General features: G+C 43.5%; 11 protein-coding genes. 9 read left to right on the forward strand and 2 right to left on the reverse strand.

What is annotated here, in order from left to right; all coding sequences use genetic code 11:
- Window positions 1-16 precede the first annotated feature (16 nt).
- Complete coding sequence (locus BW976_RS20065; protein WP_076375802.1) at window positions 17-2,584, reverse strand: hypothetical protein; 2,568 nt, start codon at window positions 2,582-2,584, stop codon at window positions 17-19.
- Window positions 2,585-2,943: 359 nt separating this feature from the next.
- On the opposite strand from BW976_RS20065, the gene BW976_RS20070 reads away from it, so the two are divergent.
- From BW976_RS20070 to BW976_RS20095, 6 genes are all read left to right on the forward strand, one after another.
- Entirely contained in the window at window positions 2,944-14,925 is an 11,982-nt protein-coding gene (locus BW976_RS20070) for a T9SS type B sorting domain-containing protein (RefSeq protein WP_076375804.1), read from the forward strand.
- A 72-nt stretch (window positions 14,926-14,997) separates the two neighbouring features.
- Window positions 14,998-15,999, forward strand: a complete 1,002-nt coding sequence (locus BW976_RS20075; protein ID WP_076375806.1) for a PorP/SprF family type IX secretion system membrane protein — start codon at window positions 14,998-15,000, stop codon at window positions 15,997-15,999.
- 11 nt (window positions 16,000-16,010) lie between these two features.
- A complete protein-coding gene (locus tag BW976_RS20080; RefSeq protein WP_076375808.1) occupies window positions 16,011-18,005 on the forward strand; it encodes an OmpA family protein in 1,995 nt (664 codons plus the stop codon).
- A 90-nt stretch (window positions 18,006-18,095) separates the two neighbouring features.
- Complete coding sequence (locus BW976_RS20085; RefSeq protein ID WP_076375810.1) at window positions 18,096-18,428, forward strand: helix-turn-helix domain-containing protein; 333 nt, start codon at window positions 18,096-18,098, stop codon at window positions 18,426-18,428.
- A gap of 737 nt (window positions 18,429-19,165) precedes the next feature.
- Window positions 19,166-20,269: a DNA alkylation repair protein gene (locus BW976_RS20090; protein WP_076375812.1), complete on the forward strand. Its 1,104-nt coding sequence runs from the start codon at window positions 19,166-19,168 to the stop codon at window positions 20,267-20,269.
- A 20-nt stretch (window positions 20,270-20,289) separates the two neighbouring features.
- Window positions 20,290-20,862: a Crp/Fnr family transcriptional regulator gene (locus tag BW976_RS20095; RefSeq protein ID WP_076375814.1), complete on the forward strand. Its 573-nt coding sequence runs from the start codon at window positions 20,290-20,292 to the stop codon at window positions 20,860-20,862.
- A gap of 240 nt (window positions 20,863-21,102) precedes the next feature.
- Here the strand turns inward: BW976_RS20095 and BW976_RS20100 are convergent, their stop codons facing one another.
- Entirely contained in the window at window positions 21,103-21,843 is a 741-nt protein-coding gene (locus BW976_RS20100; RefSeq protein WP_076375816.1) for an SDR family oxidoreductase, read from the reverse strand.
- Window positions 21,844-22,008: 165 nt separating this feature from the next.
- On the opposite strand from BW976_RS20100, the gene fabF reads away from it, so the two are divergent.
- From fabF to chrA, 3 genes are all read left to right on the forward strand, one after another.
- The gene (gene fabF / locus BW976_RS20105) at window positions 22,009-23,253 is read left to right on the forward strand and encodes a beta-ketoacyl-ACP synthase II (RefSeq protein ID WP_076375818.1); all 1,245 of its coding nucleotides are present in this window, start codon (window positions 22,009-22,011) and stop codon (window positions 23,251-23,253) included.
- A 570-nt stretch (window positions 23,254-23,823) separates the two neighbouring features.
- A complete protein-coding gene (locus BW976_RS20110; RefSeq protein ID WP_076375820.1) occupies window positions 23,824-24,285 on the forward strand; it encodes a DoxX family protein in 462 nt (153 codons plus the stop codon).
- Between the two features lie 66 nt (window positions 24,286-24,351).
- Window positions 24,352-25,677, forward strand: coding sequence for a chromate efflux transporter (gene chrA, locus BW976_RS20115; protein ID WP_076375822.1), 1,326 nt, complete (start codon window positions 24,352-24,354; stop codon window positions 25,675-25,677).
- The last annotated feature ends 255 nt before the right edge of the window (window positions 25,678-25,932 follow it).

Below are 25,932 nucleotides of genomic sequence, written 5' to 3' on the forward strand. Positions count from 1 at the left end.
CTTCAAATACAATGATTTAGTTGTTAACCTTTACTTTTAGTGCCAGAACTTCGCTTTTAGGCGATATAAACACATCAACGCTTAAACCACATTCACGTAATAAGCGGGTATGGTTGTAAGATACCTGTTTGTACAATTGGGGGTCAAGATTTAATAGCACCTCGTTGTTCAAAATGCTGGCATAAATGAACAGTTTTGACAATTTATTGCCCGATTCGTCAGAAACCTGGTTTAAGCAATTCAAATAACTATTAATAGCTGAGTAATCATTACTTGAGATAGCATTTTTTATTTTAAGCCCATAAAACAATGATTTCATAAAAGGGGTAAATAAATATTCTTCCTGTTTATGCGAAGCCGAAATTTCATCGTTGTTTTTCAACAGGCTGGTTTGTTTATCCAGTAAAAAATAAGCGTCAGACTCGGCTACCTTTAAAAAGAAATTATAGGCGAATGATGTTTCGGCGCTAGTTTTATCTATGGTATAAAGTGCGTTAACAAATCTTAATGTTTTATGTGGCTTACGGCAAATAAAAGTGGAGTAGGCAGATAACAAGAAAATAAGATCATTCGCTTTTCTATTATGTACGGTTTCACTTTGTTTTGGCGGATTGAAGTAGAAGCGGGTGATCTCGGCAAAAAAGTCCTTCCTGATCATGCCATATTTCAGGTACTGATAAATAGCATTGAGGCAATGCAATGGGTTAATGGCAAATTGATGGAAATCATCCTGCGGGAAGCTTTTTAATTTCGCCAGGTGATCTTCCAGTTGCTTCAAATCCAACTGAAGTATGGCTATAGTAGCCAAAGCAGTGTAAGTAAGTACCTTTTTATGGTCAGAAAGCTCAAACTTTAATAAAGTTTGCAGTACTTTTTTGTAATCAGTATTGACCAGCTCTAATCCAAAAAAGTAATAAAAAAATCCGTCGCTGCAATCCTGCTTAAAAAAATTGGCAGTAGCTTCAGCGTTGGTCGACCCAAAGCAGACTCGCTGGAGCAAATCGCCTAAAAAAATGATGAGCTCCGATTTTTCTTTAGGATTAAGGTTGGTTTGGGCTAAAAGTTCAAAGCTTTCCTGCTGTCCGTTTTTAACAGCGTGTATTACACACCATTTGATAACCGGCAATTTATGCTCACTGTCATTAAAAGCATTATTGATCTGTTTGATCAATTGCAGGTCAAAACGTTGGTTATTATCCAAAAGCAGCTTGCGGGCAATGGTAAATTCCAGGAAGTTATTGTTGCCGAACTGAACAAGGGTTTTAAACTGAAAATCGTTGCTTGAATTGATTTCCCGTAAAAATCCAATACTTAACAATTCATTATAAGCGTGGCTGTATTGTTTAAGCAGGTCGTTGCACTTAAATTTATCCAGCTCATATATACCGGCCTGAAAATCCATTTCATCAACCAATCCTTTTAACAGGAGGATTTTTTCGGTTGCGTAGTGGCCCAGGTAAACCTTATTCAATATGAATATGGAAATGAGCTCATATATACAAATGTGATCAATGTTGTTGAGCGAAAAATTGTTCTTATTCTGTTTATAATAGAATTGGAAATATAAAGGATGGTTGAAATTGTTGGCCACATCAATGGCGATCAGATTCTGAACGTCGGGATTTATTTTGCGGCTAAGTTCTTTGATCTCCTGGATGTTGAACAGCGGCACATTGGTGGTGAGGTCATGATCTGTTATAAAACCGGTAAACCAGTTTTTAAGACCAAACTCCATATTGTGTTTATTATTGATCCAGTTGGCAGACCGCATAGTTAAAACCAGTTTAAACCACTCGTGTGATTGATAAAAGGAAAAAATATCCATTAACTGGGTCAATACCAGTTCAAACTGATCATTTTTGAACATATGTTCATCAAAGCCATCAATAACAAGATAAAACCTGCCGTCGTTACGTTTATTGATGTCAAATAGTGCTTCAATATCTTCTTCCTGTGAGTAGCCAAGCAAGGCCAGCAGCCAATCGTTCAGATCGCGCCCACTTAAAAAAACGTTCATTAAAGCGCTGCTGCTAAAAAACAAGATGATATCGTTACTGTCTGATTCTAATTTTTCATCTATCCAATGGCAAAGACCGATGGTTTTTCCATAGCCCGATGGTGCGGCAAATACGGTTGCGGTGTAATCGCCCCTTAAAAACTCATCAAAATGATCATCGATAAATTTGCGGCGGATGGTTTGGCCGAAAGGGATACCAGAACGATTTTTTAAAGCCTGAAGCGTAAAATGAGTAATCTTTGCCGCATTTTGACTTAGAGTTTTCCAATCCACATGTTCGTTTTGGAATTTTTCGGAGGGTACGCTTTCACGTTCGCAAAAATCATCCCAGCCTTCGTAGTCACAAAATTTCGCTAAAACATCAATAGTGAACAATGATGGTTTGAATTTGCTATAGGCAAAACCGTACACCCGTTTCAAAGTGGTTTCACTTACGGTTAATTTTGTTTTTGAATATATTTGAAATGCAAGCGCCTTGCAGTCACCCGGAGTAATGCTTCTGATATTGGCATTGGCGAGTACTTTGGATTTCAACGTTTCAAACTGAATTGGTGAAAAGGATATCATAGGCTCAAGCAATTAGGTTAATAGGTTAGCATTTATATTACGCAATTAATCTGAATAGGTTGTTGTTATTTATACAATTAACGTTACTGCTATTATTATACGGGGGTAATATCAAATAATGTTGCAGTCATATTTTACCCGAATATTGGGTTTTTACCATATTTTACTGTGTTTACGAAAAATGTAGAGCCATAGGTTTTAAAATAATATTTAATGAACAAAATGAACAATAATTAAGTGTTGTGAATGATAATTGAACCTGTCTTAATAAGTGAATAAGATGTATTAATAATTATCCTCAAGCGGTATGTAGTTTTGAAAGGTGTAACTATTTGCACCTACCTTAACTTCATATTTGCATGAGAACCTTTACCTTTTATTGCAGGTACATAATAGTTTTATGCCTGCTATTGTGTGCTACAAGCCAAATATTCGGACAACGCCATTTTGCAACTACTCAGCAAAGCGGCGCTACAGGTTTACTTTGCTTGGGCTGCGTGGTTAATAATCAAGGCAATGCCATTGATGCAAATCTGCAAACGTATTCTACTTTAAACGTAACGGTTGGTCTTATAGCATCAACTTACCAGGAACTTATATTTCCAACTACAGTTCCGGCTAACACGCCACTGACCATTAAATTGGGAACTGGTGATAACCTGCTTGATGTAACACTTTTGGGAGGGGTAACTATTACTCCGTATAATGGCAGCGTAGCAGGTACCCCGGTTACTGCGCCTACATTAGCAAGTGTGGCCAGCAACAATAATCAACTGGAGTTAATTTATGCGCCAACACAGGCTTATGACAGGGTAAGGGTAACACTTAGCGGTGGTTTGTTAGGAGCGCTAAGCAGTATATATCTGTACGATGCATTTTACACTACTCCCGGGCCACCGGTTTGTAACACGCCTTATGACGAATTACATGGTATATCATCAGCATTGCTTGGTCTGGGATTAAACGTAGGAGGGGTAGCAAATCCTCAAAATGCTATTGACGGTAATTTAAATACAGCATCCACCCTTAACGCGGGTGTTGGTGCGTTAGGTGCATTTGCGCAACAAACAATTGTTTTTCAATCGGCATCAACTGTCGGCGATTCCGTAAAGCTGACGTTAACCATACCCAAATCCCTGCTGGACGTGGGACTTCTTTCGAGTATATCCATATCCACTTTTAACGGCAATACCGATAATAATGACACGCAGTTCTTAAGCGCGTCATTACTTACTATACGCTTACTTGATTTTGCAAATAACAGGCAGCGATTAACCGTCAGTTACGTGCCTCCAAAGGTATTTGACCGTGTACAGCTCCGGCTGGGCGGAGTGGCTAATGTACTCTCAACCCTTGATCTGAATGAGGGCGAGATAGCGATACCTCAGCCAATCATAAAAGTTAATAATGTTGCTGTAACCACAGCGCAATTGTGCGCCGGTAGTACAGTTACATTAAACGCTACCGCCAACCTGGCGGGTACAACCTTTAGCTGGTTCACCCAGCCAACAGGCGGTACTGCTGTATTTACAGGTGCAAGCTTTACTACACCTGCTTTAACTAATAATATTACTTATTATGTGTCGGCAACCCGACCGGGTTGTGCTACGGCGTCTACCCGTGCACCGGTAACTATTAATGTTAACCAAATTCCGGTAGCGCCTGTTGTTGCCAATGCTAATACTACCGTATGCCCCGGCTCAACAGCCATATTTGCGGCTACACCGGTAACCGGCGTTACTATCAACTGGTATGCAGCTGCAACCGGTGGTACGCCATTGTTTACAGGTAATACTTTTACCAGCCCGGCTTTAACCGCTACTACCAGCTATTATGCCGAAGCGGTAAGCGGCGGTACCTGCGTAAGTACTACACGTACTAAAGTGACTGCTACTATAAGTCCGCTGCCTGTGGCGCCAACGCTTACCACACCAAACGTAACTATTTGCGATGGTGATGTGGCCGTACTGGCCATTGCTTCGCCAGTAGCCGGACAAACCTATAATTGGTATGCAACTGCAACCGGCGGCACTCCATTGTTTACCGGCACTAATTTTACCAGCCCGGCTTTAAGTGCAAACACTACTTATTATGCCGAAGCGGTTAATGCAGCAGGTTGTGTAAGCGGTACGCGTGCCGTAGCAACTGTGACTGTATCGCCTAAACCAGCTGCCCCGGTTTTGGCAGTAAATAATTCAACCATTGTAGCCGGCCAAACCGCTACTATCAATGTAAGCAATGCGCAAACAGGTATCACTTATAATTGGTATACTTCGGCTGCTGCTGCTACACCTGTATTTACAGGTAATCCGTACACGACACCGGCGCTTTTTAGCACCACTACTTATTATGTAGCTGCTGTTAACGCTGCAGGTTGCGAATCGGTTACCCGTACCCCAATAACGATCACCGTAACTATCAATACTAATTCGCCTTGTACATTTGCTAATCAGCAAAGTACCTCCATTAATGGTTTATGTTTACTGTGCGTTATTAATAATGGCGCCCTAGCCGCGGATGCAGACACCACTACGGCATCAACGATAACCGTACCGGTTGGGCTTTTAGGAGGATCGGCTTCACAAACATTGATATTCCCGAACCCGGGTTTTGCAGGCGATACCATTAAACTTGCCTTGCAGACACCCGGTGGTTTAGCCGATGTAAGCTTGCTTGGAGGTATAACTGTTGCTGTTTATAACGGCGCAACATTGGTAGGTACCTATCCGCTTAATAACACACTGCTCACGTTAAGGTTACTGAGCGGAAGCGGTAAATATGCAGCCTATATACCAGCTGTTGGAAATTATGATCGTATAGTGGTAACCCTTAATTCGGGTGCTGCTACATTGCTTACTTCTTTACAGATCTATTACGCGGTGCAGCAATACCCTACACCTAAATTTAATCCAACTGCTCCCGAAATTTGTAAAGGCAGTCCGGCAACATTGAACATTACTTCATCAGCACCCGCTAACGGAACTTTTAGCTGGTTCACCACGCCAACCGGTGGTACTGCTGTTCATACCGGAACATCTTACACTACGCCTGCGCTAACCGCCAATACAACTTATTATGTAGAGTACAGCCGCAGCGGAAGCTGCGTAAGTCCAACAAGGGCGCCGGTACAAGTAATAGTTGATGATGCGCCAGTGAAACCAGTTGTAACGCCTTCGAGCGCTACAATACTGGCCGGACAGACCGCTACTTTCAAAGCAACCGTTGTAAACGGCGCTACTATAAAATGGTATACTTCTGCAACCGGTGGTACGCCGGTGTTTACAGGCAGTACTTTCACTACGCCGGTATTGAATGCCAATACCACTTACTACGCCGAAGCCTCATTAGGCAGCTGCGTATCGCCAGACAGAACCGTTGTGCCTGTAACCGTTACACCGATAGTAATACCGGATGTAAGTGTTAACCCACCAACACAATCTGTTAACATAGGAACAAGCGGTACCATAACCGCAAGCTCAACTACCCCGGGAACCGTATTTAACTGGTATACTACACCAACCGGTGGCACCCCAATATTTACAGGGCCAACTTTTGTAACTCCGGCAGTATTTGCCAATACTACTTATTATGCCGAGGCCGTGGTAACAGCTACCGGCGCAATATCGGCCACCCGCGCAGCAGGTGTGGTTAACATTATTCCTGTTGCTACCAGTCCTGTAGCCTGCGACGCCGCTACAGCCCAAACCAACTCGGCTAATGGCCTGTGTTTATTGTGCGGTATTAGCAATGCCGGCGGAGCAATTGATAACGATCGTAATACATTTTCACAAATACACGTACCTATAGGTTTATTAGGAGGCTCTGCACAACAAACACTTCAATTTGCCCATGCAGGTATTGTTGGCGATAGTGTTATTGTTGAATTAGGTATCCCCGGTTCACTGGCCGATGTAGGTGTGTTATCACAAATTCAGATAGGTACTTACAATGGCGCTACTTTTAATAACGATTTCTTTAGCGTAAACGGATCTTTATTAAATGTTACTTTATTAAACGGTACAAGCCGCTTCAGGGTAGCCTTTAAAGCAGGCGCGGCATTTGACCGTGTTGAAATTCAATTTAACTCAGGCGTGGCCGGCTTATTGAATGCCGTGAATGTTTATGACGCTTACCAGTCAGTAGCTTCACCTACTATCGGTACAGCAAACGTAAGCACCTGCCAGGGAACATCAGCTACGCTGACTGCCACCAATGTGCCGGCCAACGTAACTATAAAATGGTATACTGCCGCTTCGGGTGGTACAGCTGTATTTACCGGTGCAAACTTTGTTACACCTGTATTAAATGCTACTACCACTTATTATGCTGAAGCCAGCCGTACGGTTGATGGTTGCGCTCAGGGTAACCGTACACCAGCAGTTGTAACCATTGTTCCGGCGCCAGCCGCACCGGTGGCTAATGCTACTACGGTAGCAGTATGTTCTGGTCAACCAGCCATATTCACAGTACAAGCCGTTAATGGTGTTACTTTTACCTGGTATGCTACAGCAACCGGTGGTACCCCATTGTTTACCGGACCGCAATTTACCAGCCCGGCATTAACTGCAAATACTTCCTACTATGTTCAGGCTAATGCAGGCTCATGCGGTAGTTCGGCCCGTACGCAGGTAACGGCTAATGTAGTTACAACACCTACAGTACCAACCGTAGTTACCCCAGTACAAATATGCTCTGGCTCATCAGCAGTATTAACCGCCTCATCAACCCAGGCCGGTGTTACCTTTAACTGGTACACCACTGCTACCGGAGGCACACCTGTATTTACAGGTCCTCAGTATACTACCCCGGCATTAACTGCCAGTACATCATATTACGTTGAAGCTGCGTCGACAGGGGGCTGCACCAGCTCAACAAGGGCAAAAGCGGATGTGTCGGTTAATCCGACACCCGTTGCGCCCACTATTACTGCTCCAGGACAAGTAACATCTGGCCAGACCGTTACTTTAGCAGTCACATCACCTGTAGCTGGCGTTACCTATAAATGGTATGCTTCTGCAACAGGCGGTACACCTATATTTACAGGTACTTCATTCACTACTCCACCTTTAACATCAAACACTACTTATTATGTGGAGGCTACCTCAGCAGCGGGTTGTACAAGTGTAACACGTACTTCGGTTGACGTTATTGTAAACCCTATATTCTCAACCAGCTGCGATTTCGCATCAACACAAACATTTGATGTGAACGGCGGCCTGCTTTGCGTTGGTTGCGCGGTAAACAATCCTAATAATTCTGTTGATCAGGATACCACCAACTTTAGCCAGTTGAGCGTTCCAATAGGTTTGGTAGGATCAAACGTATCGCAAAAATTAATATTCAGCGATGCCGGTGTTGTGGGTGATACCGTGACTGTTAAAATAGCAGTTCCCGCAAGTCTGGCTACTGTGGGTGTTTTAAATCAATTACAAATAGCTTCTTTTAATGGAGCCACTTATAATAATGACCGTGTTACTTTAAGCAGCAGCCTGCTGAAAATTACATTGCTGAACGGTAACCAGACCGCCTTAGTGAAATTTGCTCCGCAATCGGCATTTGACAGGGTCGAGATCAGGTTTAACGGCGCATTGGCATCATTATTTAATACGCTGAATATTTACTATGCTACCAAACAGGTAGAAGCGCCAAGGCTTGCCGCAAATGCTGTTAGCTTATGCTCAGGCAGCACAGCAACCTTTACTGTGAATAACGCCCGTGCAGGTGTACAATATAAATGGTACACTTCGGCTACTGGCGGTACTTCGGTACATACAGGTTCAACTTTTACAACTGCGGCATTAACCGCTACTACCACTTATTATGTAGAAAGCAGCCGTGTATCCAGCAGCTGTGCTAATCCTAACAGGGTGGCCGCAACTGCCAATGTTACTCCGGCTCCGGTTAACCCGGTTCTGGCGCAGGCATCGGTACCGGTGTGCTCAGGTTCAACCGCGGTGTTAACTGTATCACCTACACAAGCAGGTGTGGTATATAACTGGTATGCAGCGGCAACCGGTGGTACACCACTATTTACCGGCGCACAAGTTACAACCCCGGCCCTAACCGCCAATACATCTTATTATGTAGAAGCATCAGCAAATGGCTGTGTTAGTCCAGCGCGTACCAGGGCAGATGTGACCGTTAATCCTGTACCTGTTGCTCCAACAGTAGCTGTAAGCCCGGCCGGTGGCCAGGTTACAACAGGAAGCTCGGCTACATTGACTGCCAGTTCAACCACTGTGGGTGCTATCTTTAAATGGTATACCGCAGCAACCGGCGGAACTCCTGTGTTTACAGGTTCGGTATTTGTTACCCCGCCTTTAACCGCTACTACAACTTATTATGCTGAAAGTTCACTGGCTTCTGGTTGCGTAAGCGCGCAGCGTACCCCAGTGATCCTGACCGTTACCCAGCCTATCATCATACCGGATGTGGCAGTTAATCCGCCAACACAAACTGTTAACGCGGGTACTTCAGGCAGTTTAACAGCATCATCAACTACACCAGGTGCAGTATTTAACTGGTTTACTACTCCAACCGGAGGAACCAGCATATTTACCGGAGCAAACTTTGTAAGCCCTGGCATATTTGCGCAGACTACTTATTATGCCGAGTCAAGCATCCCTGCCACAGGAGCAGTATCTACTTCAAGAGCATCAGGTATAATTAATGTAAAAGCAATAGGACCTAATCCGGTTCCTTGCGACGCGGCAATTGATCAGACAAGCTCAGTGAACGGCATCTGTTTACTATGCGGTGTGAGCAATGCCGGCGGTTCTGTTGATAACAACACCGAGACTTTCTCACAAATACACGTACCGGTAGGTTTACTGGGTGGATCGGCACAGCAAACCCTGCGTTTTGCAAATACCGGCATTGTGGGCGACAGCCTGACAGTTGATCTGGGTATACCAGGATCGCTGGCTGATGTGGGCTTGCTTTCACAGATCCAGGTAGCCACTTATAATGGTTCAACTTACAATGGCGACCGTGTTACCGTTGACGGATCATTATTGAAAATTACTTTATTGAACGGAACCACCCGTTTCAAATATAAATTTAAAGCCGCGCATACATTTGACCGCGTTGAGATCACGTTTAACTCGGGTGTTGCCGGCCTGCTTAGCGCAGTGAATGTTTATGATGCTTACCAATCGGTAGCTTCACCAACCATCAGCACAGCAAATGTTACTATTTGCTCGGGATCACAAGCCACTTTAAGTGCAACCGTACCAGCTAACGTTACCGTAAGATGGTATACTTCGGCAAGCGGTGGTACTGCAGTATTTACCGGCGCTACCTTTACAACACCCGCATTAACTGCCAATACAACGTACTATGCCGAAGCCAGCCGCACCGCTGATGGTTGCGCCCAGGCTATACGCACACCGGCAACTGTAACGGTTACTCCGGCTCCAGCTAAACCTGTTGTGACTGTACCAACTTTAACCGTATGTTCTGGTCAGCCTGCAACATTTACCGCACAGGCGGTTGCGGGAGTTACCTTTAACTGGTACACTACGCCAACAGGCGGCACGCCAGTGTTTACAGGCCCTGCATTCACAACACCGTTATTAACATCAACAACATCGTATTATGTTGAAGCTACGAGCGCCGCAGCTTGCGGTAGTTCAAGCCGTACACAAGTAACAGCCAATGTAACAGCTACACCACTGGTGCCTATTGTATCGCAAACACCGGTATCAACCTGTTCTGGTTCATCGGCTGTATTGTCGGCTACTTCAACTCAGGCAGGAGTTACCTTTAACTGGTACACTACCCCAACCGGTGGCACACCAGTATTTACCGGACCTCAGTTTACAACACCGGCATTAACCGCCAGTACTTCCTATTATGTTGAAGCTACAGCAGGTGGTTGTACCAGCTCAACAAGGGCCAAAGCAGATGTGATCGTTAATCCTACACCTGTTGCACCGGTTATTACCTCAAACGCACCAGGCGGACAGATCACTTCTGGCCAAACAGCTACTTTAACAGCTACATCAACCACGGCAGGTGCTACCTTTAACTGGTATACATCAGCAACCGGTGGTACGCCAATATTTACCGGATCTACATTTACTACTCCGCCTTTAACATCAAATACAACGTATTATGTAGAGGCAGTATTAACCAGCTCTGGCTGTATCAGCACAACACGTACGGCGGTACTTGTTAAAGTAAATCCGATATTCTCAACCAATTGCGATTTCGCATCGACCCAAACATTTGATGTGAACGGCGGCCTGGTTTGTATCGCTTGCGGTGTAACTGATGAAAATAACTCAGTTGACCAGGACACTACTAACTTTAGTCAGCTTCATTTGCCTATCAGTGTATTGGGTTCATATGTGGCTCAAAAACTGATATTTACAGATCAGGGACTTGTTGGTGATACAGTAACCCTGAAAATAAGCGTTCCAGGAAATCTGGCCGACGTAAGTGTACTGGGCTCTATACAATTAGCATCATACAACGGCGCTACTTATAATAACGACCGCATTACACTAAGTAGTAACTTGCTGAAGATCACAGTTCTTGCCGGCGGCCAAACAGCCATTGTCAAATTTGCACCAAAAACAGCATTTGACAGGGTAGAAGTTCGCTTGAATTCAGGTATAGCAACGTTATTAACTACGCTTAACATCTATTACGCAAGTAAACAGGTTGAAGCACCTCGACTGGCTACCAATACCGTAAATATTTGTGCCGGCGGTACCGCTACATTTACAGTGAGCAACCAACGTGCCGGCGTAACTTACAGATGGTATACTGCAGCGGTAGGAGGTACATTGGTACATACCGGTGCAACTTATAGCCCAACCAACGTACTGGCAACTACTACTTATTATGTAGAAAGCAGCCATACCGCAACCTTATGTCCTAACCCTAACAGGGTAGGTGCAACGGTTAACGTTACGCCATCGCCGGTGAACCCGATATTGACCAAGGCTGCATTCGAGATCTGCGCCGGTCAAAGTGTTACCTTCGCAGTAACCAATGCTAACGGAGCAACTATTAACTGGTATACATCACCTACTGGTGGAACCCCAGTATTTACCGGTGCAACCTTCACCGTTTCACCAGTATCAGATATCATTTACTATATCGAAGCAGCAAACGGTACTTGTACCAGCCCGGCACGTACAGTAGCAACAGTTAAAGTTGATCAGCTGCCATCAAAACCAGGCGTACAAGCATCAAATGTGGAGGTTTGTTCAGGCAGTCCTGCTACACTGGCAGTAACTTCACCACAAGCCGGTGTTGATTATAACTGGTACACTACAGCTACCGGTGGTACATCGGTACATACCGGAGCTACATTTACTACTCCTGCTATTACACAGAATATCACTTACTACATTGAGGCTACTAACTCTACCACCAGCTGTGTGAATGGTGGTGGCCGTACAGCGGTTAATATTACGCCAAACGGATTGCCGATTGCGCCAACATTAAGTGCTACGCAAAGCTCAGTTTGTAACGGAGGTAGTCTTACCATCAGCGTAACCAATCCGGTTGCAGGCGTTACTTATAACTGGTACACAGCAGCCACCGGTGGCACAGCGGTATTTACCGGAACATCATTTGCGCTTACCAACTTAACCGCAAATGCAACCTACTACGTTGAGGCTGTAAGTGCAAGCAGCTGTACCAGTACTTCACGTACGCAAACAGATATCACGGTATTGCCGGTACCTCCAACACCGGTTATACAGATACCATCAGGCGGTTTAACTGCTTGCTCGGGATCATCGGCTACTATCAATATATCTAACCCACAAACTGGTTTGGTTTACAGATGGTACGATGCGCCGGTTAATGGTACGCTGTTATTTACCGGTACACAATTTATTACACCGGCTTTAACTGCCACAACTACGTACTATGTTGAGGCAGCAAGTGCAGGTAATTGTAATTCATCAGCACGTGCACAGGCTACGGTAACGGTTACTCCGCTTCCACCGGATCCTGTAGTAGCCAATGCTAATCAGCAGGTATGTTTAGGCAGTACAGCTACATTGTCTATACAAACACCTCAAGCCGGCATTACTTATAACTGGTATGATTCCACTACCAAGAACCACTTACTGTTTACCGGTAACCCTTATACAACCGGTGCTATAACTGCAACAACAGATTTCTATGTAGAAGCAGTAAACAGCACAGGTTGCAGCAGCAATGGCTTTGCCTTTGCCCAGGTTACTGTTGTATCTGCACCTGGTGCACCAGTAATAGCAGGTGGCAACACCGTACCAACTTGTTCAGGTTCTACCGCTACATTAACCGTTTCTAATCCAAGTGTATTGCTTACTTACAAATGGTACAGCTCTGCTACCGGTGGGGTAGCATTAGCAAGTGGGGTAACTTTCACCACACCTGTATTAACAGCTAATACTTCATATTATGCAGAAGCATCAAATAGCATTGGTTGTACATCAGCTACCCGTACTCAAGTTAATGTGGTTATCAATCAATTGCCTAGCGGGCCAACGGTAACTACCCAGGCTGGTTCATCAACACCAACCGTGTGCGCAGGTGGCTCGGCAGTATTAATTGCAACAAGCACTACGCCAGGTGTAACCTTTAAATGGTACGATGTAGCAACCGGCGGTACACCGATATTTACTGGTGCACAGTTTACTACACCGGTAATTTCAGCAGCTACTACTTATTATGTAGAAGCTGTAAACACTGCTACAGGCTGTACATCAAGTTCACCACGTACTTCGGTAACTATTACTATTGATAATACCAAAGCACCTGATCCTACGCTTGATCAGACCAGCTTAACTACTTGCCAAAACAGCGCGGCTACTATCAAAATAACCAACCCAGTAGCTGGCACAACTTATAACTGGTATACATCAGCCACCGGCGGAACTTCAATATTTACAGGTTCAGCCTTTACAACACCGGTGTTAACAGCTAACACGACCTATTATGTTGAAGCAACAAATGCACAAAGCTGTAATGCATCAACAAGAATAGCTGCAGCCGTAACGGTAACGCCTCAACCACCAACACCAACGGTTTCTGTTCCGAATCCGCAGGTATGTTTGGGTAGTGTAGCAACGCTTTCTGTAGCATCGCCACAGGCAGGCATTACTTATAACTGGTATACAGATGCCGCAAGAACTAACCTGGTATTTACAGGAGCAAGCTTCCCGATAGGAGCTGTTAACGCTAATGCCACTTATTATGTAGAAGCAGCAAGCGGGTCATGCTCAAGTTCGGGAGTGGCTACTGTACAGGTAACTGCCGTTCCGGCACCTGGAGCGCCTGTAATAGCGGGCGGCAATTCAGTAAATGATTGCGCAGGTGGTTCGGTAACATTAACTATCTCTAATCCGCAAACAGGCTTTACCTATAATTGGTATAGCTCAGCAAGCGGCGGTACTGCATTAGCAAGCGGCACAAGCTTTACTACGCCTACGCTTACTACCAATACCATTTACTTTGCCGAGGCGGTAAATAATACAGGTTGCCCATCTGCTTCACGTACAAGTGTTACTGTAACGGTAACATCCGCACCAATAGCACCGCAGGCAAGTGCTCAGGGTACGTCCATATGCCCTGGAACAAGTACTACTATATCGGCTACAAGCGCTACACCAGGCGCTACTATAAACTGGTATGCGGCCAATACAGGCGGTGCGATACTATTTACAGGTACCGACTTTACAACACCGGTATTATCAGCTAATACTACTTATTATGCCGAAGCTGAAGTTGCAGGTGGTTGCGTATCAGTTACCAGAACACCGGTAACGGTTACCATACTTACTCCGCTGGCTGCACCGATAGTTTCTGTAGGTTCAACTACTGCAGAGAGTATCACCTTTACATGGGCTGCTGTTACAGGGGCTACGGGTTATCAGATCAGTTTAGATAACGGTCAGCACTTTGTTGCGCCAAGCACAGGCGCCGCAGGCTTAAGCCATACCGTAAGCGGATTACAGCCAGGTGCATCGGCTACCATTATTGTACGTGCCACCGGAAACTCTGCTTGCCAGCTAAGCGCCAACTCTGCCGCTGTGACCGGAACCACAAGCAATCCTTTTGGCAACGGATTATTTATACCGAATGCGTTTACTCCTAACGGTGACGGAAATAACGACATACTGTACGTTTATGGAACCACCATTAGCACCTTAACATTATCAATTTACGATCAATGGGGTGAGCTGCAATTCAAATCAACAAATAAAGCAAGCGGATGGGATGGTACCTATAAAGGTAACAAGCAGCCGGTAGGTGTATATGTTTATTATGTTGAAGCTACCATGAACGATGGTCAGGTAATCAAGAAAAAGGGTACAGTTACGCTATTAAGATAAGGCCTGTACGGTATCATGTAATAACTACATGATACCGTACTTCATGACCGCATCACAATTAATAAAACTACTATGAAAAAAAGAGTTATAGTTATCATGGCAATACTGCTTCAGATTGGAGCAATAAGTCAATTAAAGGCGCAGATCGATCCGCATTTTTCGCAGTATTACGCCTATCCCCTGTACCTGAACCCAGCCTTAACCGGTGTGATCAATGGTGATGTGCGTGTCAATGCGAATTTTAAAAATCAATACGCAACTATCAACAATGCGTATCAAACGGGTGCCTTGTCTGTTGATTTCAGGCCAACTGATAAAGTGGGAGTAGGTTTTAATGTGATCAACCAGGCAGCAGGCGATGTGGGATATAACTATTTTGCCGCTTACGGATCTTTTGGTTACGCCATAGCGGTATCAAACGATGGTTATAAAAAAGTGAGCTTTGGTGTACAGGCGGGTATCATTAACCGCAGTTTCGACCCTAACAAAGCCCAATTTGGTAGCCAGTTTAATCCAAACAGCGGTTTTGACCCAACATTACCCAGTAATGAAAACTTTTTAAATACAAATGCTACCATCTTTGATGCAGGTGCCGGTGTTTTCTATTATGACGGTGATCCCCTGCATAACGCCAACCTTTTTGGTGGTGTGAGTGTATCGCACCTTGCACGCTCAAAAGATCCGTTTGCTGTTGATGGTACCAGTCTTAAATTGCCTATCCGTTATACCATACATGCAGGTGTACGCATAAAGGCTTCAGATTATTTTGATGTTATCCCGCATGCTATTTATATCAGGCAACAAAAAGCCGAAGAGAAAGCCGTAGGCGCTTATTCAGAATTAAAACTACAGGATGATAAAGGTTTAATATTGGGCGGTATGTATCGTTTTAAGGATGCGGCTATTGCTAACATTGGATACCATGTTAACAGCCTCATCATAGGCGCAAGTTATGATTTCAATACATCATCGCTTACCCGGGCCACATCTGGCAACGGAGGTATTGAGTTATCAGTAAGTTATGTATTTCGCAAACGTATCCAGGAACCGGAAGCAATTTGCCCAAGGCTTTAAACTTTATCAACATGAAGAAAATAATTTTTACTTTACTTATACTGCTTGTGTTTAAAGGGGTTAATGCCCAATATAGTAAAGACAATCCAAGAGTTTATGGCGACAAGGCATTTAGCAATAAGGATTACTATGAGGCTGCTTTCTATTATAAAAGAGCTGCCGAGGGTTTGAGTCTTACCTTGCTGCAGGCTATTCCTTATCATGCTGGTGAAAAAACCAGCAAAAAACCTACAAAACAGGGTGATCAGGCCTATATATCCTATCAGTTAGCCGAGTCATACCGTTTGTATGAAAATTATGTAGAGGCCGAAGGCTGGTATTATAAAGTGATCAGTGCCAATTATGAAAAGGAATACCCATTGGCCCGTCTTTGGTATGGCGTGTGTTTAAGAGCCACTCAGCACTTTGATGATGCCATAAAACAACTGGAACAATTTAAGGCCAATTACAATGGCGAAAGCAAGTACAAGGATATTGCCACCAAAGAAATCAAAAACTGTCATTTTGCCAAAGATCAATATCAATATCCATTATTGGTGGAGATAGCTAAGCTGAAAGACCCTTACTCATCCGATGGGTCCGATTACTCTTTGGTGCAACGTGATGGTAATAACTATTTTACTTCATCGAGGTTTGCTAAAGATGAGAAAAAGCACCTGAACCGTGTATATCAACTTGATAAATCAAAGCCTGGTTTACCTACGGCGATCAGTTTCAAAGATCCGGAAAGTAAAAAGGAATTAGAATACGGAACTCCTTCTTTTAACGAAAATGGGAAGAGAATGTATTTTACTCGCTGGTATAAAGAAGGTAGTAAAACCATACACGCTATTTATTACTGCGATAAAGTGGATAATGAATGGTCGGCACCAAAGAAAATGAATAGCAATGTAAACGTGGATGGGTTTAACTCCATACAGCCATTTGTTACTTCCGATGGTTTGCGTATGTTCTTTTCTTCTAATAAACCAGGTGGCCAGGGTGGCGACGATATCTGGGTAGCTTACCTTAATTTTAATGGTGATGCTGTAAACTCAACCAACCTGGGCAGCGTGATCAATACTGCGTTTGATGAAGAGGCTCCTTACTATGATCTGCCCAACAAAAGATTAGTATATAGCTCAAAAGGATTTATAGGTCTGGGCGGTTTTGACTTTTTCGAAAGCCAAAGCACACTGGATAAGTGGAGTGAACCCAAGAACCTGGGCTATCCTATTAACTCAGCCAAAGACGACTTGTATTTCCTGCCCGATCATGATGATGCCACCAAGTTTTATATCAGCTCTGATCGTGAATCAGATTGCTGTCTGGCTATTTTCTCGGCAGTAAGTAAAAAATATGTGTTATCGGGTATTGTTACTGATTGCGATACTCATAAACCGTTAGAGGGCGTTAAAGTGAGTTTTATCGATTCGCTGTCAAAAGATACCATTAAGCAAATGGTGGTTAATAAAACAGGGCGGTATGCATTTGATGTAACCGATAAACGCCCGCATAGCCTCCGATTGGAGAAAGGCTGCTATTTTGCTAAAAATATTCCGGCACCGGCTTCGGGCACCATGCGTAATGATACCTTGTACAGTCCCGACATCTGTTTGCAGGCCTTTACGCCGGATAAGCCTATTGTTATAAAGAATGTATTATACGACTTTAACAAAGCCACACTAAGACCTGCCTCAATGCTTGTTTTGGATACACTGGTAATTGTATTGAAGGATAACCCAACCATAAAGGTTGAATTAAGCGCGCATACCGACTCTATAGGTTCAAACAAGTATAACGATAAGCTGTCACAGGCCAGGGCTCAATCGTGCGTTACGTATATCATATCAAAAGGTATCGAGTCGACACGTATATACGCTAAAGGCTATGGTAAAAGAAAGCCAGTGGCACCAAACTCGCTTCCTAACGGAAAAGATAACCCTGCTGGTCGCCAGTTAAACAGACGTACCGAGTTTAAAGTGTTAAAAGACCCGAACGCACCTGGAAGTAATCCTTGTAAATAAGAGTTGGCTATGGGAACCTGCTTGCCGCGTATAATTTGAGGTCGATTAGAGAGTGAATAAAATAGTGTAAAGATTTTAACAAAGGGGTTTATGATTAAGGAGGATAGATTATCAGTAAGCAGGCCGTTACTCAAAACCAAAGGATTTTCAACCTTGCATTTGCAGATATTTGAATATATACTGATAGGAAAAACCAACCGGGAAATAAACCGCATATTGGGATATACCGAACGATCACACGCGGTTGTTGATCATTCACGTAAAGTAATGTATAAATTATTGGCTATGGAAGATCTTCACAAGGCTGATTTTAAAGATCGGGTGGTATATCCGCGTAAATTTCAGTTCTGGTGGAAAAAGTTATTGGATAAGCATAAAACAGAGCTGTTAACCATGGCAATAGCGCCTAAATTTTACGAATAAGATTTAACGCCTTGAGCGTCTAACTGATCAGATAAGGAGCAATGAAAATACGAGTCATTGCTCCTTTTGTTATTTTGATTGCCATTAGTGTCCATCGATTTTAAGCGGATTTGCGCTTTTAGCTAGCCAACCTGGGCTGATGTTCCTTGAATAATATTCATAGCTTTTTAAGTATTACATTTAACTTTAATAGCCCGGGAAAAGTAAATGCTACCTATAAAGCCCCTTTTCAGTATAAAAAGAGCTGCTTTTAGTTAATATAATGTTGATAAGTGTTAAAATAACATTAATTAATGGTTTAATTATGTTTTAAGCAAGAGGATTGTATGTGCATTATAAGATGATTTTATTAAATTAATATATGAAAATAAATTATATCATGGATTGATTTACAGTAAGTTAATCATAAATTCTGCTATAGGCCTCATTTATGGATAATTTTGGATCGTATGAAAATAGAATAAGATATCTAACTTCATTTCTTTACACTTTATGGTTTTTTATCAACAGGAAATAATTGATTTTCTGATTTTGTGTTTCTTAATAAAGGAGAAAATTAATTAATATTAGGTACCCTATGGAAGGGTTGGTTTCTACTAATTATGAAAGTGTTGTGATATTATTCGTTTAAACATGTATTATTATAGAGTGATAAGTATTATATGCTATCCAACCCGTTGGGATGGGGAGTGGTAAAACCAACGGGTAATTAATACCTTAGAGGTTAAATACCACCAATGAGCAGCTTGTTAAAAGATATTTATTCGCCGGCGTTTTATGGCCGCTTTACAGAAGTACTTACCCATGTGCTTCCTGATTTTGATAAAAAGCGTTTCCTGTCGCTTATTTTTATGGATGGGTATGAGAACAAGGCTTTAAAAGAACGGATGCGGCATAACTCCATCGTACTGCATGAGTTTATGCCGGCTAATTTTACAACTGCTACAGAAGTGGTGAAAAAGATCATCACTCGTTTGCGTGTCGAACATTTTGGCGAGGACAGCCTGGCTATGATGTTCTTGCCCGATTATATAGAGGTTTATGGCCTTGATGATTATGAGGTTGCTGTAAAGGCTCTGGAATTTATCACCCAGTTTGTAAGCTGTGAGTTTGCGGTGCGACCTTTTTTACTAAAATATACCGAAAAGATAATGAAGCAAATGCAACTATGGTCGGTACATGAAAATTATAAAGTACGCCGTTTTGCAAGTGAGGGCAGCAGACCACGACTGCCCTGGGGGCTGGCCATACCTGCATTGAAAAAAGATCCCACACAAGTGCTGGCCGTTTTAGAAAACTTAAAGAACGATCCCTCTGAATGGGTGCGTAAAAGTGTAGCCAATAACCTGAACGATATCTCCAAAGATCACCCGGAGGTAATGATAGCCATTGTTCGCCAGTGGCATGGGGTTAGTAAAGAAACTGATGCTATAATAAAACATGCCAGTCGCACCCTTTTAAAAAGCGGCCATGCCGAAATACTGCAACATTACGGGTTGGAGAGTAAAAGTATCACCATGACTGATTTCCAAATCCTGACACCCGAAGTTAAGATAGGGGACAGCCTGGAATTTACTTTTACGGTAACCAACGATCATGCCGAAAAACAAACCGTAAGGTTGGAATATGGTGTGTATTATAATAAAGCGAATGGGCAGCTGAGCAAAAAGGTATTCAAGATAAGTGAGCGGCTTTATCTGCCCGGCGAAAGGGCAGTGGTTAAAAGAAAGCAATCCTTTAAGCTCATCACTACCCGTACTTTTTATCCCGGGAAACATCGGCTTTCCATCATCATTAACGGTGAGGAGAAGGAACTCCAAAGCTTTGATATATTTGCCTGACCATTAGTTCTCAAAAACGTATGCCCAATCCGCTTATCAGTTATTTTCAACAGTTCAGATACATTTCTGATGAAGATGCACTCCTAATCCTGGAAGCCTTTCAACTTAAAAGTTTTAAAGAGGGTGAGTACCCGTTTAAAGGGCACCGCGTTTGCTCCGAAATGTATTTTGTTTGCAAGGGTGTAGTACGCATAGCAACCCATAATGAACGGGGTGTGGATATCACTCATTTTTTTTATCCCGAAAACCATCTGTGTACCATTTTGCAAAGTTTTAATGAAGGCAGCATCACCCCAACAGCAATTCAGGCTTGTTGCGATGCCGAGATCATGGTGATAACCAAAACCAGACTAGTGGCTTTGTATACGCAACTACCTTACCTGCGCGAGGTGATTGATCATGTTAATCAGCAACACCTGATACACAAGGTAAATGTTCGTAACCGTTACCTTGGCGAAGCAGCCGAAGAGCAGTATCGGCTATTTGTGGAGCAAAATCCTGATATCGCATTGCGCGTGCCTTTAAAAGATATTGCTAGCTATTTAGGTATCACTCCCCAATCGCTTAGTCGTATCCGGAAAAATATACGTTAGCAGGGCTGATTGAGGCTGTATCATAAATCATATAACAAAGTGGGTTTACATGGTTTACATAATTCATGGTTAACATTGATTTATTCTATTGATAATCAGATTATTGTGTATTTATATCGAAAAAAAGTGTAAACCCACTTTTGCATAAATATTATCGGCTAAATTTCAATTCATAGGTGACGCAACATGAAATTCAGACTTACCAAGTTTTCAAAACTTGGTAAGTCTTTACTTTATCCATTAAACCAACACCGTTCCTCCATCGGTGATCAATATCTGGCCAGTGGTAAACTGTTGTTTCATAAGGTAGGTAAATGCCTGGGCTATGTCTTCGGCTTCACCCACGCGTTTTACCAATAGTGCTTCACCAACTGTTTTGTAATAAGCCTCGCGATCGGCCTCAGGTATACTATTCCATAGATTAGTTTTTACAACGCCTGCCGAAACTGCGTTTACACGCACCGGTGCCAGTTCAACAGCCATGGCACGGGTTAAACCTTCTATAGCACCGCAAATGCTAGCCCCTAACAGCCAGCCCGATCCCGGACGAGGATTCGCAATGCCGCTCATTAAGGAGATAGAACCACCCTGATTGATATGCGGTGCTCCATATTTTATGGATGCCAATGCGCCCCAGTAACGCAGGTTAAAATAGTCGTGTGCTTTTCCCAGCTCCAGATCGTTCACATAAATTAAGCTGATATTTTCGGCCGCGGTGTATACCAGGTGGTCAAAACTGCCTATGCCGTCAAAAAATGCTTTGATGTTTTGCTCTTTGCTTAGGTCAACCGCATAGCCTGCGGTACTTTCAGGCAACTCGACCAGGGCACTATCAACCCGCTGCTGGCTGCTCGATACCACAATCACTTGAGCGCCTTCTTCTGCCGCTGCTTTGGCGGTAGCCAGGCCAATGCCCGATGTACCACCCATTAATATAATTCGTTTATCCTGTAGTTTGCTGTTTTGATTTTGTGTGTTCATGATATAAATTATTTGATAGCACAAAGTTCCGCGAGTTATGAGCGTATCCACTTACCATTTGGTAAAAACGCGTAACCGGGAGGCGAAAAATATATTTACATTATCAATATACCATACGGTATTTTTATAATTACTTTTGCCAAATTTTATTTAAAGTTTAAAACCATGTTAAAACGAGTAGTGGTAACCGGCCTGGGGGCGCTAACCCCGCTTGGCAACCAAGTAAAAGATTTTTGGAAAAACGTAGTAGCAGGCAAAAGCGCTGCCGCACGCATCACCCATTTTGACCCCACTTTGTTCCGCACGCAGTTTGCCTGCGAACTGAAAGATTTTAACGCTGCTAATTTCCTGGACAGGGCCGACCTTAAACGTACCGATCCTTTTACCCAATATGCACTGGTAGCATCAGACGAGGCCATCAAAGACTCGGGCTTCGAGCTGGATAAGATGGACCCATTTGATGTGGGTGTGATCTGGGGATCGGGCCAGGGCGGTATGGAAACCTTTGAAGAGCAAGTGCGTGAATATACCCTGGGCGACGGTCATCCACGGTTCAGTCCGTTTTTTGTGCCTAAGCTCATTACCAATATGGCCTCTGGGATGATCTCTATCCGTCATGGCTATATGGGTATCAACTATACTACCGTATCAGCCTGTGCTACCTCAAATACAGCCATTATGGATGCTTTTAATTATATCCGATTAGGTAAGGCCAAAGTGATCATTACAGGCGGTTCTGAGGCCCCTATTACGCCGGCTTCCTTTGGTGGCTTTAGTTCGATGAAAGCCATGTCGACCCGGAATGATGATCCTCAGGGTGCTTCCCGTCCATTTGATACCCACCGCGATGGTTTTATCATGGGTGAAGGGGCAGGTGCATTGGTCCTGGAAGAATATGAACATGCCGTAAAACGTGGCGCTCATATTTATGGTGAAGTGCGTGGCGCCGCCATGACCGCCGATGCCTACCACATGACAGCTACCCATCCCGAAGGTTTAGGCGCAGCCAAAGGTATGCAGCTGGCCTTGGAAGAGGCGGGAGTTTCCATTTTCGATGTGGATTATGTGAACATGCATGCCACCTCAACACCAGTGGGCGACCTATCCGAACTGAAGGCGATACAGGTATTAACCAAAAACGAAAAGAACAATATACAAATCAGCGCTACCAAATCCATGACTGGACATTTGCTGGGCGCGGCAGGGGCCATTGAGGCTATTATCTGTTTGCTGGCCATGCGCGACAGCTTGATACCACCTACCATTAATACTACGGAGCTTGACCCCGCAGTACCAGACAGTATGAACATTGTTTTGCAGGAAGCTATCAGTCACCCGGTGAGTTTAACCATGAGTAATACTTTTGGTTTTGGCGGGCACAATGGTATCGCGGTATTTGGTAAAGTTTAAGAGGACAAAACTTTTTAAAGCTCGAATTTTAACAATTTTTTTAGTCGAAAACAGAGTAAAAACACATCACTTTTGCCATGTCTAATTAGATATAACGCCATTTTAACAATTTTCAATAAATTTTTGATGTGTTTTAAAAACTTTAAAAAGTATTAATTTATGAATAGACAATTGACTACATACCAAACGGTCGGTTTTTGTTTTGTCTTAACTAAACAGCCCGGTTATCTGCTAAAGATAACCGGGCTGTTGCTTTGATACGATGTGCGAAAAACTCGGCGGAATAAGCAAACTCCTTAGCGCCTGAATAGGTAACTGCGTTTAACAGGCGGCACCTACGGAGCCGGGATTTCTTCTGTATTTTACTATAAACAGGTTACTCCTCCGGAGTTGTGTTTGTGGCATTTATTTGACTCCGGAGGAGTAACCTGTTTGTAGCCAGAAAACAATACATTTAGCGGCTCCGGTAGGTGCCTCCTATCAGCGCCTTAATCTAAAAGCGATTTCCCTGATCATACAAAAAAATCAAATCGATTGTAAGGAATCGCTTTGTAAAAAGACTAACCTCACATGAACACAAAGTATCAACAATACGCTCCTTTGATTTTAAGATTGGTGATGGGATTTGGTTTTATCGTGCATGGTTGGGTGAAACTGAGTCGTGGCCCCGCTGGCTTTGAAAAGCTGATCGCACAGGCAGGTGTTCCTTTTCCTCATTTTACATCATGGCTGGTGCCCTTAACAGAGGTTGGGGGAGGATTGGCTTTGATGGCAGGGGGTTTTACTACACTGGTGGCTATTCCGCTTATCATGACCATGCTGGTGGCCATGATCACCGTACAACTCAAATTTGGTTTCAGCTCGGTGAATACCATCGGCTTAACACCCCAGGGGCCGAAGTTTGGTCCTCCCGGTTATGAGATCAACCTACTATATATTGGCGGACTAATATCGTTAATTATCACAGGTGCCGGGGCATTTTCTGTGGATGGTTTGTTAGCCAGGCAGCGGGTTAAAAAAGCGCATAAATAAGTATAAAAACGAAGAATTAAGGGTCTTTTTATTTGGTCTGACGCGTATTTTTTCGTATTTTTAAAGATGCCGGACAAGCTATCTGCAGGGCGCCCTGAGTTTAAAGAAGCCCTGAAATTTTGGTTCAAATTAGGCTGGATCAGCTTTGGCGGTACAGCCGGTCACATCGCCATCATGCATGATTTTTTAGTGGATAAAAAGAAGTGGATCAGTAACAGCCGCTTTTTTCATGCCCTGAGTATCTGTATGTTGTTGCCCGGTCCGGAGGCACAGCAACTGGCCATATATATAGGCAAACAATTGCATGGCCGTAAAGGCGGACTGGCAGCCGGTACCCTGTTTGTGCTGCCCTCCATGTTTATTTTACTGGGATTGAGTATCATTTATGTATCATACGGAAACCTGCCCTGGATATATGCCATGTTTAACGGACTCAAGCCGGCCGTGATTGCCATTATTATAGGGGCCTTGTTTAAGGTTGGGCAAAAGTCACTACAGGGCGTTCTGCATTATGTGGTGGCAGGTATAGCGTTTGTCTGTATCTTCTTTTTTAATATACCCTTGCTTACCATCATCATCGCTACTATTTTGCTGGCCCTTCTTATTAGGTATATCTTTCCACGAGTGTTGAAAGTTGATGCCGGGCAGGAAGAGCAACTGGCAAGTAACGAGCAGGAGTATTTTGTGAATAAGTTTTCGGTTACCGAAAATCAATTTGAGCTCAAACAGTTGTTGATGCAATTGCTGGTGTTCCTGCTTTTGTGGTTGCTGCCCCTTGCATTCTTTTACCTGTTTAGTCCAGATTTTTTATTCTGGAAAACATTGATCCTGTTTTTTACCCAAACCGCCTTTTTCACCATCGGTGGCTCCTATACCGTGATGCCCTACGTGGCTCAGTTTGCGGTTGGTAAACTGAACTGGTTATCCAAATCGCAAATGGTTGATGGCTTTGCCCTTGCCGAAACTACACCGGGGCCGCTCATTATTGTGGTGGGTTTTGTGGGTTTTATGGCGGGATTTAATCACTTCCATGCTTCCATAGCTATGGGCAGCATAGCGCTTTTCGCTACCATATTCTATACCTTTTTGCCCTGCTTCTTATATGTGTTTGCCGGTGGACCGTTAATCGAAAAATCACATGGCAGCGAGATAGTGAGTCAGATATTGAAACTGGTTACGGCTGCCGTCGTAGGTGTGATTCTGAACCTGACTTTGTTCCTGGGTAAAGATGTTGTTTTTCCTGGTGGATTGTCATGGCATCATTTGAATGTTTTGTCAACAGTATGGATAGGGGTAACCCTTGTTTTGATGCAGCGATTTAAGCTCAATGTGATATACCTGATATTGTTAAGTTTGGCTTTGGGATTGTTGCGGTTTGTGTTGAAGGTGTAGGGGGAAACATACTGTCATGCTGAGCGGAGCGAAGCATCTATTATTGAATAGTGCATGTCGCAGAATAGATCCTTCACTACGTTCAGGATGACAAAAAAACTGGGTTTTAAAAGCACTCTTCATGTGAGACGGATTGACAAACCAGAATCATGTCATTGCGAGGAGGAACGACGAAGCAATCTCGTAGCTATTCTTATCGATCAGAACGCGATGAGATTGCCACGCTGCGCTCGCAATGACATATGGGAAAAAACA

Origin of the sequence: Mucilaginibacter lappiensis (assembly GCF_900155965.1) — a bacterium.
In the GTDB taxonomy this organism is placed as follows: Bacteria; Bacteroidota; Bacteroidia; order Sphingobacteriales; family Sphingobacteriaceae; genus Mucilaginibacter; species Mucilaginibacter lappiensis.

Coding starts and splice junctions, on each gene's coding strand:
- BW976_RS20065 (WP_076375802.1), bottom strand. CDS start 2,584: ATGATATCCTTTTCACCAATTCAGTTTGAAACGTTGAAATCCAAAGTA.
- BW976_RS20070 (WP_076375804.1), top strand. CDS start 2,944: ATGAGAACCTTTACCTTTTATTGCAGGTACATAATAGTTTTATGCCTG.
- BW976_RS20075 (WP_076375806.1), top strand. CDS start 14,998: ATGAAAAAAAGAGTTATAGTTATCATGGCAATACTGCTTCAGATTGGA.
- BW976_RS20080 (WP_076375808.1), top strand. CDS start 16,011: ATGAAGAAAATAATTTTTACTTTACTTATACTGCTTGTGTTTAAAGGG.
- BW976_RS20085 (WP_076375810.1), top strand. CDS start 18,096: ATGATTAAGGAGGATAGATTATCAGTAAGCAGGCCGTTACTCAAAACC.
- BW976_RS20090 (WP_076375812.1), top strand. CDS start 19,166: ATGAGCAGCTTGTTAAAAGATATTTATTCGCCGGCGTTTTATGGCCGC.
- BW976_RS20095 (WP_076375814.1), top strand. CDS start 20,290: ATGCCCAATCCGCTTATCAGTTATTTTCAACAGTTCAGATACATTTCT.
- BW976_RS20100 (WP_076375816.1), bottom strand. CDS start 21,843: ATGAACACACAAAATCAAAACAGCAAACTACAGGATAAACGAATTATA.
- fabF (WP_076375818.1), top strand. CDS start 22,009: ATGTTAAAACGAGTAGTGGTAACCGGCCTGGGGGCGCTAACCCCGCTT.
- BW976_RS20110 (WP_076375820.1), top strand. CDS start 23,824: ATGAACACAAAGTATCAACAATACGCTCCTTTGATTTTAAGATTGGTG.
- chrA (WP_076375822.1), top strand. CDS start 24,352: ATGCCGGACAAGCTATCTGCAGGGCGCCCTGAGTTTAAAGAAGCCCTG.